At 68.0% G+C, this 14,105-nt stretch carries 11 protein-coding genes; 4 read left to right on the top strand and 7 right to left on the bottom strand.

Features of this window, described 5'->3' with window-relative positions:
- Nucleotides 1-57: 57 nt before the first annotated feature.
- Entirely contained in the window at nucleotides 58-1,953 is a 1,896-nt protein-coding gene (locus tag ACOAMO_RS05175; RefSeq protein ID WP_420176520.1) for an AMP-dependent synthetase/ligase, read from the bottom strand.
- Nucleotides 1,953-2,744, bottom strand: a complete 792-nt coding sequence (locus ACOAMO_RS05170) for a deoxyribonuclease IV (RefSeq protein ID WP_420176519.1) — start codon at nucleotides 2,742-2,744, stop codon at nucleotides 1,953-1,955. The genes ACOAMO_RS05175 and ACOAMO_RS05170 overlap by 1 nt, the downstream gene beginning before the upstream one ends.
- Nucleotides 2,745-2,846: 102 nt before the next feature.
- On the opposite strand from ACOAMO_RS05170, the gene ACOAMO_RS05165 reads away from it, so the two are divergent.
- From ACOAMO_RS05165 to htpX, 3 genes are all read left to right on the top strand, one after another.
- Entirely contained in the window at nucleotides 2,847-3,299 is a 453-nt protein-coding gene (locus tag ACOAMO_RS05165) for a hypothetical protein (RefSeq protein WP_420176518.1), read from the top strand.
- A 67-nt stretch (nucleotides 3,300-3,366) separates the two neighbouring features.
- On the top strand, nucleotides 3,367-5,460 hold the full coding sequence (gene pta, locus ACOAMO_RS05160; protein ID WP_420176517.1) for a phosphate acetyltransferase: 2,094 nt from the start codon (nucleotides 3,367-3,369) through the stop codon (nucleotides 5,458-5,460).
- 167 nt (nucleotides 5,461-5,627) lie between these two features.
- The gene (gene htpX / locus ACOAMO_RS05155) at nucleotides 5,628-6,512 is read left to right on the top strand and encodes a zinc metalloprotease HtpX (protein ID WP_420176516.1); all 885 of its coding nucleotides are present in this window, start codon (nucleotides 5,628-5,630) and stop codon (nucleotides 6,510-6,512) included.
- A gap of 194 nt (nucleotides 6,513-6,706) precedes the next feature.
- On the opposite strand, the gene ACOAMO_RS05150 is transcribed toward htpX, so the two are convergent.
- Nucleotides 6,707-8,197 (bottom strand): carboxyl transferase domain-containing protein, encoded by a 1,491-nt coding sequence (locus ACOAMO_RS05150; RefSeq protein ID WP_420176515.1) that lies wholly within the window; start codon nucleotides 8,195-8,197, stop codon nucleotides 6,707-6,709.
- Nucleotides 8,198-8,357: 160 nt separating this feature from the next.
- Between ACOAMO_RS05150 and ACOAMO_RS05145 the strand changes: the two genes are divergently transcribed.
- The gene (locus ACOAMO_RS05145) at nucleotides 8,358-9,548 is read left to right on the top strand and encodes an acetate/propionate family kinase (protein WP_420176514.1); all 1,191 of its coding nucleotides are present in this window, start codon (nucleotides 8,358-8,360) and stop codon (nucleotides 9,546-9,548) included.
- 6 nt (nucleotides 9,549-9,554) lie between these two features.
- On the opposite strand, the gene ACOAMO_RS05140 is transcribed toward ACOAMO_RS05145, so the two are convergent.
- From ACOAMO_RS05140 to ACOAMO_RS05125, 4 genes are all read right to left on the bottom strand, one after another.
- Entirely contained in the window at nucleotides 9,555-10,583 is a 1,029-nt protein-coding gene (locus tag ACOAMO_RS05140; protein ID WP_420176513.1) for a Gfo/Idh/MocA family protein, read from the bottom strand.
- Nucleotides 10,580-11,605 carry a Gfo/Idh/MocA family oxidoreductase gene (locus ACOAMO_RS05135; RefSeq protein WP_420176512.1) on the bottom strand — a complete coding sequence of 342 codons (1,026 nt, stop codon included), beginning with the start codon at nucleotides 11,603-11,605 and terminating at the stop codon, nucleotides 10,580-10,582. Before ACOAMO_RS05135 ends, ACOAMO_RS05140 begins: the two co-directional genes overlap by 4 nt.
- A 107-nt stretch (nucleotides 11,606-11,712) precedes the next feature.
- Nucleotides 11,713-12,741 carry a sugar phosphate isomerase/epimerase family protein gene (locus tag ACOAMO_RS05130; RefSeq protein WP_420176511.1) on the bottom strand — a complete coding sequence of 343 codons (1,029 nt, stop codon included), beginning with the start codon at nucleotides 12,739-12,741 and terminating at the stop codon, nucleotides 11,713-11,715.
- Nucleotide 12,742: 1 nt separating this feature from the next.
- A complete protein-coding gene (locus ACOAMO_RS05125) occupies nucleotides 12,743-13,957 on the bottom strand; it encodes a Gfo/Idh/MocA family protein (RefSeq protein ID WP_420176510.1) in 1,215 nt (404 codons plus the stop codon).
- Between the last annotated feature and the right edge of the window lie 148 nt (nucleotides 13,958-14,105).

Genomic DNA, 14,105 nt, shown 5'->3' with positions numbered 1-14,105 from the left:
ACCCGGCACCGCAGAAGACCACAGCAGGTGGGGAGGATCGCCCCGTCCGGCCAGGGATCAGCGCCGGCGCTCCTCGCGCAATTTCTTGTACAGCTGGTCAATCTCGGCCGCGAAGGCCTTCTCGATCTCACGGCGCCGCAATTTCATCGTGGCCGTCACCATGCCGCTGGCCATGGTGATCCGGCCCTGCGAGACCACCACGCCGCGCACCCGTTCATAGGGCGCCAGCTCCTCGGTGAGGCTCGCGGCACGTTCGCGCAGCAACTCCACCACTCGCGGATCGCGGGCCAGTTCATCGGGGCCGGCGGTGGTCCCCAGCTCCTCGGCCAGCTCACGCCACCCGTCGGCACTGGGTTGCAACACCGCCACGATGCACGGGCGCCCGTCGCCCACCGCCACCACCTGCTCGAAGAGGGGGTCGGCCATCAGGGCCGCCTCCACGGCCTGCGGCGCCACGTTCTTGCCACTGGTGGTGACGATGATGTCCTTCATGCGATCGGTGATCGTCACGTAACCGTCACGATCGACGTAGCCGACGTCCCCGGTGTGCAGCCAGCCGTCACGCATCACCTCGGCCGTGGCCTCCGGGTTCCTCCAGTACCCCTTCATGAGCGACCCGCCGCGCACCAGGATCTCGCCACCCTCGCCGATGCGGATCTGGCTGCCCTTGATGACGAACCCGACCGTGCCCACCTTGTAGCGGTCATTGCGGTAGATGGTCATCATCGGGCCCGATTCCGTCAGGCCGTAACCCTGCCCCAGCAGGATTCCCGCCGCGGAGAAGAATTCCACCACCTCACGGCGCAGCGGCGCCCCGCCGCTGACCAGCAGGGTCTTGTTGCCACCCACGGCGGCGCGGATCTTCGACAGCACCAGCTTGTCGGCCAGGGGCAGCTGGGAGCGCCAGTAGCGCGTGGGTTGTTTGCCCTTGCGGTAGGCGCGCTGGCACTGCCCGCCCACGCGCAGCGCCCAGTCCATCGTGCGACGGGCGACCGGGCTGGCTGCCTGTTCCCGGGCACCGGCCATCACCTTCTCGAACAACAGGGGCACGCTGACCAGCAGTGTGGGTCTCGCCTTGGGCAGCAGTCGCCCCACCTGCTTCGGATCGGTGCAGTAGGTGTTCATGCAGCCGCAGTGGAAGACGTGGAAGGTCCACAACCGCTCCAGGGAATGCGCCAGCGGCAGGAAGCACAGCGAGTGGTCCTCGGGCTGGAAGTCCCAGCAGGCATCGATCGCGACCATCTGGTTGGCGAAACCGCCGTGGAGGAGCATCACGCCCTTGCTGGGGCCGGTGGTCCCCGAGGTGTAGACGATCGTCGCCACGTCCTGGGGCTTTCCGGCGGCGGTGCGCCGTGCCACCTCGTCGGCATGCTCGGCGTGGTCGCGGGCCATCAGCGTGCGCAGCGAGGTGAGGCCGGGCACCTCGTCGAAGCTGAAGACCTCGACCGGCTGGGTTGCCGCCCCGCCCTCGGGCCCTGGGTGCGACAGTGCGTCGGTGGCCTGCTGCACCAGCTGGAGCTCCCGGGCACCCGCGACGAAGATCGTTCGTGCCCCGGAGTCGGCCAGGATGTGACGCACCTGGTCGGCGCTGGAGGCGGCGAAGATCGGCACCACGATCGCCCCCACCGCCAACGTCGCGAAGTCAGCGATCGACCACTCGGGGCGGTTGTTGGAGAAGATCGCCACCCGGTCACCGGGCTCGACGCCCAGTTCGACCAGGGCCCGGGCGGCCTGCTGCACCTGCGCATGGAAGTCGGCATAGCTGACCACCTGCCATTCCCCGTCCGGGCCCTCCACCCGGGTGGCAGGACGATCGGCGAAACGTTCTGCCGAATCGGCCAGCATCCGCGCCAGGTGGAAGGTGGACTCGTCGATGACCTGCGCGGGGGAGGTGCGCTCGATCGGATCCAGGGTGTTGGAGGTGAACAGCAGCCCGTCGGAGGTGTCGGCCATCAGCGCAGCTGCTCCTTCAGGTACTCGATCTCGAGGGCGTGCACCTCGGCGCTGCCCGGCGTCTCCAGCACGACGGAGGCCCCGGCCAGCCGGACAACCTCGGCCAGCCCTTCGGGGTCCACCTGTCCCTGCCCCAGGTTCGCGTGCCGGTCGGCGCCGGAGTCGAAGGCATCGCGCGAGTCATTGCAGTGCACCAGGTCGATCCGGCCGGTGATCGCCTTGATCCGCTCCACCAGACCGACGAGCTCCTCGCCGCCGGCATGGGCGTGGCAGGTGTCCAGGCAGAAACCCACCTTGTCGGAGTCGGAGGCGCTGGCGATGGTGCTCCACAGCTGGTCGATGCGATCCAGGTGGCGGGCCATCGCATTGGCACCACCGGCGGTGTTCTCGATCAGGATCGGGCAGGACATCTCGAGCCCGTCGACGGCCTTGCGCCAGTTGTCGAAACCCACTGCCGGGTCGTCGTCCTTGGTGACGTGACCGCCGTGCACGATGACCCCGGCGGCCCCGATCTGCGCGGCCGCGTGCACGTTCTGCTGCAGCAGCTTGCGCGAGGGGATCCGGATGCGGTTGTTGGTGCTGGCCAGGTTGATCACATAGGGGGCGTGCACCCACAGCTGCACCCCCGCCTCGTCGGCCTCGACGCGCAGCCGCTCCGCCCACTCCGCGTCGAGCTGCGGTCCCTTCCACTTCTGGGGGTCCCCCAGGAAGAACTGCACCGCGGTGGCCCCCATCTCCCGGGCCTGTGCAAGGGGGTCGGTCTGGTCAACATGGGCACCGAGCTGGATCATGCCGTCGACTCTAGCCGCCGCCACCGACGCTTCTGGCTGCCGAGGAGGAGCACTGGCGCGCCAGCACACGCAGGCAGGCACATCTTTGCCACACTGTTGGCCATGACCAATCCCAGCCAGCCGTCCGGACAGATCGCCGACTCCAACGCCGTGCTGGCGCTCTCGCGGCGCGCCGGACGCCAGTACTCGCTGTACTTCGTGATGCTGGGCGCCGCCGCCCTCGTGACGGGCTTCCTGCTGTGGGCCATGTCGTGGAAGGTCGCCATCCCCGTCGGGCTGGTGATCGTGGCCATCTGCGTCTACGCCCTGGGACGCTTCGTCAGCGGGCACCGTTCGCTGGTGGGGCAGCTGAACCATCTGGCCCGCCCCTTCTGGGTGGTCTACCTGCTGGCCCTGCTGGCAGCGATGGTGGGCACCGTGGTGTGGCAGCAGCACCAGTGGGTGGGGCTGGCCGGCGGGGCCGTCGGACTGCTCGACGGGCTGGTCACCGGGCACTTCGTCGACCGCGCCTCCAGGGCGGCCACCGAGGACCATCCCGGCCCTCGCGTGCACTGAGCGCCGGGGTGCGCAAAGGCGGTACACCCCCTACTGTCGACGGCTGCCGACGAGCTAGGCTCGGTACGTGACCAAAGCCGTATACATCGCGTCCTCAGAGGGCGGTGAAGGCAAGAGCACGATCGCTCTCGGCCTTGTCGAAGCCCTCGCCCGTACCGTCGACTCCGTTGGTGTCTTCCGTCCCCTGGTGAAGTCCGCCGAGGACGACATCGTCACCCGGACCCTGATCGCGCACGAGTCCGTGCCGCAGTCCTATGACGACGCCATCGGCATCAGCTACGCCGAGTTCGCCGCCGATCCCGACGAGGCGATGACCACCATCGTCAACCGCTACGAGGCGCTCAACAAGAAGTACGACGCCATCGTCATCGTCGGTTCCGACTACGCCGGAGTCACCGCCCCGATCGAGATGAACTTCCAGGCCCGCATCGCCGCGAACCTGAATGCCTCGGTCCTGCTCGTGGTGCGCGGCAAGGGCCGCAGCGTCGAAGAAGTCCGTCGCTCCGCCGAGGTGGGCTTGCACGAGTACGAGAAGCTGCACAACTCCATCTTCGGGGTCATCGCCACCCGCATCCCGCCGGAGCTGGCCGACGAGGCGCGCATCGCGCTGGCCGGCATCCGCAGTGATCTGGTCACCGGTGTGCTGCCCGAGACCAACATGCTGGCCGCCCCCACCGTCGAGATGCAGTTCGACGCCATGGACTCCGAGCTGTGGGTGGGCAGCCAGCGTGAGCTGGGCAAGGAGTCGCTGGGCATCGTGGTGGCCGGCATGACCCTGCCCAACCTGCTGAAGCGGATGAAGGACGACCACACCGTCCTGATCCCCGCCGACCGGATGGACCTGCTGCCCGGCATCGTGATGGCGCACCGCTCGCCGTCCTTCCCGAATGTCGCGGCGGTGGTGCTGACCGGTGGCTACGAGATCCCCGACACGATCCGCACCCTGCTGAGCACCGTCGATGCCCGCCTGCCGATCTGGACGGTGGACGAGACCACCCACGAGGCCGTCCAGATCCTGAGCCGCCTGGAGGGATCGCGCACCAGCTCGCCGCGCAAGATGGAGCTGAGCCGCCAGCTGTTCACCGACAACATCAACGCGGCGCAGCTGCTCGACTCGCTGGAACGCCACCAGTCGACGCTGCGCACCCCGCTGATGTTCGAGAACCAGATCATGGCCCAGGCCCGCAGCGACATGCGCACCATCGTGCTGCCGGAATCGGGCGACGACCGCATCCTGCACTCGGCGGCCACCATCCTGGAGCGGGGCGTGGCACGCATCGTGCTGCTGGGAGACTCGCTGACCATCAACAAGCGCGCCCGTCGCCTCAAGATCGACCTGTCCAAGGCCAAGATCGTCGACCCGAGCGACGACGAGCTGCTCAACCAGTTCGCGACCGAGTACGCCAAGCTGCGCGCCAAGAAGGGGGTCACCTTCGAGCAGGCCAAGGAGAAGCTGGCCGATCCGTCCTACTTCGCGACGATGATGGTGCACTTCGGCATGGCCGACGGCATGGTCTCCGGCGCGGTGAACACCACCGCGAACACCATCCGCCCCAGCCTGGAGTTCATCAAGACCAAGCCGGGCATCAAGGTGGTCTCCAGCTCCTTCCTGATGTGCATGCCCGATCGGGTGCTCGTCTTCGGCGACTGCGCCGTCAACCCGAACCCCACCCCGGAGCAGCTGGCCGACATCGCGATCAGCTCGGCCGAGACCGCCAAGGCCTTCGGCATCGAGCCCAAGGTGGCCATGCTCAGCTACTCCACCGGTGAGTCGGGTTCCGGCCCGGACGTCGACGCGGTGCGCGAGGCGACCGCCATGGTCAAGGAGCTGCGCCCCGACCTGCTGGTGGAGGGCCCGCTGCAGTTCGACGCGGCCTTCGACCCGGAGGTGGGACAGAAGAAGATGCCTGGATCGTCGGTTGCCGGCCAGGCGACGGTCTTCGTCTTCCCCGACCTGAACACGGGCAACAACACCTACAAGGCCGTGCAGCGCACCTCCGGTGCCGTTGCCGTCGGCCCCACCCTGCAGGGCCTGAACTGCCCGGTGAACGACCTGTCGCGCGGCGCCACCGTCGACGACATCGTCAGCACCGTCGCGATGACGGCCATCCAGGCCCAGGAGCGCCCGTCCGGCGCCGGATCGCCGCTGCGCGAGGCCTGAACCGCGGTGGCCCCACCCCGGTGAGGCCACTCAGCCACGTCAGCCGTCCACGGCTGGACGAAGCCCCCGACAGGAGCCCTCGCTCCCGGCGGGGGCTTCGTCGTGTCAGCCCAGAGGGTTTTCAACCCCGTCGGGAATGTCTGCCCCTCCCCACACGTTGTGAAGGTATGCACAAGCACTACAACGGTCTGAAGACGGCGGCACTGTTCGGCGGCATCTTCGGCCTGCTGCTGCTCGTGGGCGCAGGCCTGGCCAGCTACACCAACAACTCGAGCTTCATCCTGTTGTTCGCCCTGCTGGGCCTGGCCACCACCTTCTACAGCTACTGGAATTCCGACAAGCTGGCGATCCGCGCCATGAACGCACAGCCGGTCACCCCGGAGCAGGCGCCGTGGCTGTACCAGACGGTGCAGGAGCTCTCGGCGCGCGCCGACCAGCCCATGCCGAGGCTCTACGTGAGCCCCACCATGAGCCCGAATGCCTTCGCCACCGGCCGCAATCCCAGCCACGCCGCGGTCTGCGTCACCCAGGGCATCACCCAGCTGCTCGACGAACGCGAGCTGCGCGCCGTGCTGGGCCACGAGTTGATGCACGTCTACAACCGCGACATCCTCACCAGCTCGGTGGCGGCTGCCATCGCCGGCGTCATCAGCACCATCGGCCAGATGATCAGCTTCGGCGCCATGTTCGGTGGCAATCGCGACAGCGAGGACCGGGGCTCCGGCCTGGGAATGTTGGCCGCCGCGCTGCTGGCCCCGCTGGCCGCGTCGGTGATCCAGATGGCGATCAGTCGTACCCGCGAGTTCGACGCCGACCAGGACGGCTCCGAGCTGACCGGCGACCCGCTGTCACTGGCCAGCGCCCTGGCCAAGATCGAGCAGGGCGTCGCGCAGGCACCGATGGCGCCCACCAAGGACATGGTGAACGCCTCCCACATGATGATCGCCAACCCCTTCGGCGGGTTGAACCTGCGCCAGATGTTCAGCACGCACCCGTCGACGGCCGACCGCATCATGCGCCTGGAGCAGCAGGCCCAGCGCATGGGCCAGTGACGGCACCCCGAACCTGACGCCCCGCTCCGATCCCCGAGCCTGCCGCCCCGTTCCCCGAGCCTGTCGAGGGGGCCTCGACAAGCTCGGCCGCCGTGGGAAGCCCGCTCCCCGAGCCTGCCGCCCCGTTCCCCGAGCCTGTCGAGGGGGGCCTCGACAAGCTCGGCCGCCGTGGGGAGCTCGGCCGCCAGGAGGGCTCAGCCGAGCAGCGTGAAGCGTTCGCGCCGCAGCACCAGGCGTTCGGGGGTGGGCATCTCGGCCAGTTCGCGCAGGTGATGGGCGACGGCCGAGACGATAGCCTCGGCGAAGGCCTTGCCGCCGTCGGCAGCCGGGTCGTCCGGCTCCTGCACCACCTCGTGGACCACTCCCTCTGCGTGCAGGTCGTTCACCCCGAGGCGGTGCAGACGAGCCATCTCCGCGGCACGTTCGGCGCTGCGATGCACGATTGCGCTGGCACCCTCGGGCGGCAGTGGCGCGAGCCAGCCGTTCTGGGCACCCAGCGTGCGATCCGAGGGCAGCATCGCCAACGCCACGCCACCCCCGCCACGCCCCAGCAGCACCGAAACGGTGGGCACCGTCAGGTCTGCCAGCAGCCCCAGGGTGCGGGCGATCTCACCGGCCAGCGCCGACTCCTCCGCCTCCTTGGTGAGTGCACCGCCGGGCGTGTCGATCAGGTTCACCACCGGCAGGCCCAGCTCCTGCGCCAACCGGTATCCGCGCTGGGCCAGCCTCAGCCCGGCCGGTCCGAGCGACTGCTCCCCCACCGGCAGGCTGCGATTCTGGCCCACCAGCACCACCGGGATCCCGTCGAGGCGCGCGATGCCCACCCGCATGACCGGGTCCACCTGGCCATCCCCGGTGCCGCTCAGCCACACGATGTCCTTGGCCTGCCAGTGCACGATCTCGGCCAACCCCGGGCGGCTCTCGTGCCGGGTGGCCATCACCGCCTCCCACGGGTCGGCTGCGGCGGCCAGCTGAGAGCGGTCCCGCGGCACCGTTCCCGGCCCCACGCTGGGAGCGCCCAGGGCCTTCAACACCCGGGCACCCACCGAGCGCACCTCCTCGACGGGCACCACCTCGTCGACGATGCCGAGCCGGTGCAGGTTCTCCGAGCGTTGCACGCCCTCCTCGATCCGGGAACCGCTGATGGCCTCCTGGGCGCGGGGGCCGAGGAAGCCGATCAGCGCCTCGGGCTCGGCCAGGGTGATCTGCCCCAAGGAACCCCAGGACGCGAAGACCCCGCCGGTGGTGGGGTGACGCAGGTAGACCAGGTAGGGAAGGCCGGCTCGTCGATGCGCCTGTGCCGCCTGGGCGATCTTGATCATCTGCACGAAGGCGGTGGTGCCTTCCTGCATCCGGGTGCCGCCGGAACAGGGGGCCATCAGCAGCGGCAGCCGCTCCTCGGTGGCGCGGGTGATGGCGCGCAGGATCTGGTCGCTGGTGGTGTGCCCGATGGAGCCTCCCAGGAAGCCGAATTCACCCACCACCATGGCCACCGGGTGTCCGTCCAGGGAGGCACGGCCGGTGAGCACCGCCTCGTCCAGGCCGGTGGCCTCGCGCGCCTTCTGCAGATCGATGGCGTAATCGGGATCGGTGGTGCGATGCGGCGACGACGGCCACTGCTCGAAGCTGTCCTCATCGGTCACCATCGCGACGAACTCACGGGCGTTGTGGCGGGTGCGTGCCATGACCTTCACTCCTCTGGTGCGAGACCTCGTCGTCCCGCCGCTCCTACCGTATTGAACCCCGGCCCGGGGCGGTAGCCCGTCCATCCGCTGCGCCGCGACGGTTGCTGGGCGGTTGCTCCCCGCTGTGGGCTGGTTCGGACCGGCCCGTTACGCTGTTGCCATGCCGAAGCCCATCCTGTTGCTGAACTGCGGTTCGTCCAGCATCAAGTACCAGATGATCGACGCTGACACCGAGGCCGTGATGGCCGTCGGCCTGGTGCAGAAGGTCGGCGACCCGACGCCGGGGACGATCGACCACGAGGTGGATGGCGAGACCTTCCACGACGAGACCTACTTCCCCAGCCACACCGAGGCCATCGCCGCAGTGGTCAAGATGTTCGACACGCATGGGCCCGACATCGTCGACGCCGTGGCCGTGGGGCACCGCACCGTCCATGGCGGCACGGACTTCAACTCCACGACGGTCATCAACCAGTCGGTCATCAACAAGCTGGTGGAGCTCAGCGGCCTGGCACCCCTGCACAACCCGCCCGGCATCGCAGGCATCCGCGCCGCGCGCGAGATCCTGCCCGACGTCCCGCACGTCGCCATCTTCGACACGGCCTTCTTCGCCGAGCTGCCGGCAGCGGCCCACACCTACGCCATCGACCGCGAGCTGGCCAGGAAGTACCAGATCCGCCGCTACGGCTTCCACGGCACCTCACACCAGTACGTCAGTGGCCAAGCCGCCGAATTCCTGGGCCGCGACATCAGCGAGCTGAAGCAGATCGTGTGCCATCTGGGCAACGGCGCCTCCGTCTCGGCGATCGACGGTGGTCACCCGATCGAGACGTCGATGGGGCTCACCCCGCTCCAGGGCCTGGTGATGGGAACCCGCTCCGGCGACGTCGACCCGGGCCTGCACGCCTACCTGGGCCGCGAGATGAAGCTCTCGGTGAGCGAGGTGGACACCCTGCTGAACAAGCGCTCGGGCATGTTCGGGCTCACCGGAAAGACCGACATGCGCGACATCGACCAGCTGATCGCGGCCGGCAACGAGGACGCCAAGCTGGGCATGGACGTCTACGTGCACCGGCTGGTGGGCTACATCGGCAACTACATCGCGCAGCTGGGCGGAATCGACGCCATCACCTTCACCGCCGGTGTGGGTGAGAATGCCGCCAATGTGCGCAAGATGGTGGTGGACAAGCTCTCCTACTTCGGTGCCGTGCTCGACGACGAGGTGAACAGCGTCCGCTCCAAGCAGCCGCGTCGCATCTCCACCCCGGAGTCGAAGATCGAGATCCTGGTGATCCCCACCAACGAGGAACTGGCGATGGTCCGCGAGACCATCAAGGCGATCGGCGGCTGAGGCGACTCACTCCATGACGAAGCGGTCACCGACCTGGTCGCGCACCTCATCCATCACGTCGAGGTAGGAGATGGTGTCGCCCAGTGGGCGAAGCGGAGTCTGCGTCCTGCCCTCACCGATGCAGCGGGCCACCTCAAGTGCCTCGTGGAAGAGGCCCGCATGCTCGATGGCCTCCTCGTCGTAGCGCAGGGTGGTGCCGCTCGCGCGGTCCAGATAGGTGAATCCGCCCGGCTGGTAGAACTTGCGGTCGAACTGCACCATGCCACGGGTGCCGCTGATGCAACCCACATTGGGCAGTTCCACCAGGCAGCTGGTCTGGAGCGCGGCTTGCGCACCCGAGGGATAACGCAGGGACATGGACACGCTGCCCATCACGCCGCTGGACGCCCGGGCACCCACCGCCCGGACCTCGTCGGGCTGCCCCAGCAGCCACGTGGCGAACATCACGGGATAGGTGCCAAGATCCAGCATCGCGCCGCCAGCCAGCTCCGGATCCAGGATCCGATGGCCGGCGTCGAACCACTCGCCCTGGTCTGCCTGGACACCCAGGATCTCCCCCAGGTCGCCCGAGGTCACCAACTGGCGCACCACGTCGAACTTCGGCAGGAAGAGGGTCCACAGCGCCTCGGCGCAGAAGACACCCGCCGCTTGGGCAGCCGCTGCCACCTCGCGTGCCTGCTGGGCATTGAGAGCCATGGGCTTCTCCACGAGGACGTGCTTCCCGGCCGCGACCACCCGCAACGCATCCGCATGATGGTTGGGATGCGGCGTGGCGACGTAGACGACGTCGACGGCGGGATCGGCCAACATGGCGTCAAGGCTGCCGTGGCTGCGCTCGGCACCCATCGCGGCACCGAACTCCTCGGCGCGTTGCTGGCTGCGTGAGGCGACGGCGGCAATCCGTTGGGTGGTGGAGGCGCGCAGGGCAGTGCAGAAACGCTCCGCGATCCATCCGGTCCCCAGAATCCCCCAACCCAGCTGCGGGACGTCGTCGGGGCCGGGTCGGCGGGAGGTGGGCAGACTCAGCTGACTCATCGCGCACCGTCCTCGGCGAGGTCCGCACCGGCGATCTCGTCGAGCCGGACGGGCCTCCCCTCCCGGCGGGAACGGTCACAGGCATCGGCCATGCGCAGGGCCTGCACCCCGTCGAAGACGGTGCAGGGCGAGGAGATCTGACCGCGGGCGACATCCAAGAAGGCGGCCAGTTCCACCTGGTAGGCGGGCAGGAAACGGTCCATGAAGTTCACGACGCGGGGCCCTGTGGGCCAGGCGACATCCTGCTCCGCGGACTCCAGCGCCAGGCTTTCGTCGAGTCCGACGGCAACGTCGCCCAAGGAACCGTGCACCTCCATCCGCACGTCGTGACCGTAGGAGTTCTCACGGCTTCCGGAGAAGGTGACCAAGGTGCCATCGGCCATGGTGAAGATGCCCATGCCGGTGTCGATGTCGTCGGCCTCCGCGATGTAGGAGGTGCCCTTGTTGCCACCGACGGCGTAGGCGACCTTCGCCTCGACACCTGTGACATAACGGATGGCGTCGAAGTCGTGGATGTTGCAGTCCCGGAAGAGTCCCCCGGAGACACGGATGTAGTCCTCCGGCGGAGGTGCGGTGTCCAAGGAGCAGGCGCGCACGGTGTGGATGAAGCCCAGCCGGCCGGAGGCGACGGCCTGGCGAGCCCGCCGGTAGCCGGCGTCGAAGCGCCGTTGGAAGCCGATCTGCAGGGGCACCTCACTGCGCCGCTCAAGGCGAGCCAGTTCGATGGCCTCATCCAGGCTCGCCGCGACGGGTTTCTCGCAGAAGGTGGGCAACCCCGCCGCGATGCCCGCCCGGATCAGGTCGCCGTGCGTGGTGGTCGGCGAGGTGATGACCAGGGCATCGATCCTGTCCAGCATGGTCTCGACGTTCGCGGAGTAGGTGACCCCCACCTCCTCCGCCGCTCGCCGGGCCACATCGGGGAAGGCATCTGCGAGGACCACCTCGTCGACACCGGGAAGATTCGTGAGCGTGTTCGCGTGGTACGCGCCAATGCGTCCCGCGCCTGCAATGCCAATGCGCATGATTTGACCTTACATTCGGACAAGAACTCGCGCAAGACCCCACCCGGAACATGGTGGGAGGGGCGCCGCACGCCCAGGCTGCGGCACCCCTCCACACCCCCCGGAGATCACTGGATGGCGCGGACCGCCAGGCGTTGCTCCAGGATCTTGTTGGCCTCGTGCAGGGTCTTCGACGCGAACTCCAGGCCCTCGATGCGGCCCATCGAGGTGTCCTCGTGCTCGATGTTGACCCACATCTCGGGATCCACGTCGTACAGGGCCTCCAGGAAGTCGGCCCAGTACTCGACGTCGTGACCCACGCCCACGGCAACGAAGTCCCAGGCGGACTCGCCGTATGCCGGCCACTCGTTGGCCCACTCGTCGCCGCCCAGGTTGGTGCGCGGCTCGTCGGGCGACAGCCGACGGAAGTGGTTGTCCAGCACCGAGCGGTAGGCAGCATTGGGGTTCACGCGCGCGTCCTTGGCCGCCGAGTGGAAGACCAGGTCACCCAGGTAACGCACGGCCTTGACCGGATCCATGTGCTGCCAGAACAGGTGCGAGGCATCCAGCTCCACACCCACATGGGTGGCACCTGTCATCTCCACCAGCTTCTGGATGTCGAGCGGGGTGAAGACCAGGTTCTGCGGGTGCAGTTCCAGGGCGACCTTCACGCCATGGTCGGCCGCGAGCCGGTCCATCTCACGCCAGAAGGGCACGGCTATGTCCCACTGGTAGTCCCAGACGTCGAGTGCTGCGGAGTTCCACGCATTGACGATCCAGTTGGGGTGTTTGGTGTTGGGTTCCCCACCGGGCAGGCCGCTCATGGTGACCACGCGGTCCTGGCCCAGCCGCTCGGCCAACTTGATGGAGCGGCGCACGTCCTCGGCGTGCTTGTCTCCGATCTCGGCATTGGGGTGAAGCGGGTTGCCATTGCAGTTCAGGCCGGCGATCTGGACACCGGTGCCCTCGAACTGGCCCAGGAAGTCATCGCGGGCGGTATCACTGGTCAGGATCTCGTCGATGTTCGGGATATGAACCGGGGGCAGGAAGCCACCCGAGTTGATCTCGATCCCGTTCAGACCAGCCTCGGCAACGGCCTTGAGGGCTTCGGGCAGCGGACGGTCGTGCAGGATTGCGTTGTAGACACCCAGCTTCATGTCAGTTCTCCTCGTCGGTGATGGAAACGTCATTGATGGAAACCGCGGCGCCGCCCTGCTGGGCCGATTCGGCCACGGCATTGAGGACGACCATGTTGCGCAGCCCCTCGTCGAAGGAGGCATTACGCGGGAGCGACTTCTCCTCGGGGATGCCGGCCACCTCTTCGAGGAAGGCGCGCGTCTGGAAGTAGAAGCCGTCGTTCTGGCCGACCCCGACGCCGGGGGCGTCCATCGGGAGGCCGTTGGAGAAGTAGGGGTGGTCCGGGCCGCACGAGATGCCGCGGTAGCCATTGCGGCCGTAGGGCCCATCGTTGAGGAAGAGTTCGAAGTGGCCGGGGTTGACCATGTCGAAGCGAGCGGCGCCCTTCTCACAGAAGACCTCGAACTTGAGGCCGTTCGGGTGACCGGCGGCAACCCGGGAGACCTCGAAGGTGGCGATGCCACCCTCCGCGAGCCGGGCCCCGAAACCGGCGTAGTCGTCGTTGGTGACCTCTTCGAAGGTGTCGCTGACGGCGGCCGGGCCGTGACCCTGGACGTCAGCCAAGGGCAGCGGACGCTTGGTGATGGCGGTCAGGAAGCGGCCACCACTCACCTCGGTGATCTGCCCGCCCATGAACTCCCCGATGTAGCTGAGGTGGCTGGCCACGTCGCCCAGCGCGCCGGTGCCGGGGGCGCCGCGATAGCGCCAGGTCATCGGGGACATCGCGTCGAAGGAGTAGTCACACCAGTAGCGGCCGCTGAAGTTGATCACCTTGCCGAGCGTGCCGTCCTGGATCAGCTCGCGGATGGCGGCGATGGCGGGCTGGCGACGGTAGGTGAAGCCCACGCGGGCCACGGTGGAGGCCTCGCGCGCAGCCTTCGCCATGGCACGGGCATTCTCGATGGAGTCGCTCAGCGGCTTCTCGCACAGCACATGCTTGCCTGCGGCGAGCAGCCCCTCGACCATCTCGCGATGCAGGGCATTGGCCACGACGACACTGACCACGTCGATGTCGTCGGCCTCGGCGATCTTGTGCCAGTCGGTCTCGAAGCGTTCGTAGCCGAAGCGCTTGGCGGCGGTCTCGGCGAAGCCGGCATTCGCGTCGCAGATGGCGACGTGGCGGATCTCCGGCAGCACGGACTCGTACAGGGTTGGGGCCACTCGATAGGCCTCCGCGTGCGATCGTCCGGCCATGCCGGCGCCGATCACGGCCACGCCCAGGGATTGCTTGGTCACGACATCCTCCTTGATGTGTCTCTGGCCTTGGCGCTCGACCTTGTTTGGAGCGCTCCAAGTACGATCAACGCTAGGCCCCACTCCAATGAGAGTCAAGACATTGTCCGAACAATTGGGTGCGAGCTTCGCCACAGCTGCCCAGTAGGCT

Origin of the sequence: Luteococcus struthionis (genome assembly GCF_048595755.1) — a bacterium.
Taxonomy (GTDB): domain Bacteria; phylum Actinomycetota; class Actinomycetes; order Propionibacteriales; family Propionibacteriaceae; genus Luteococcus.
Note: the sequence above shows the minus strand (reverse complement) of the source record. Positions and strands in the feature narration are given on the sequence as shown.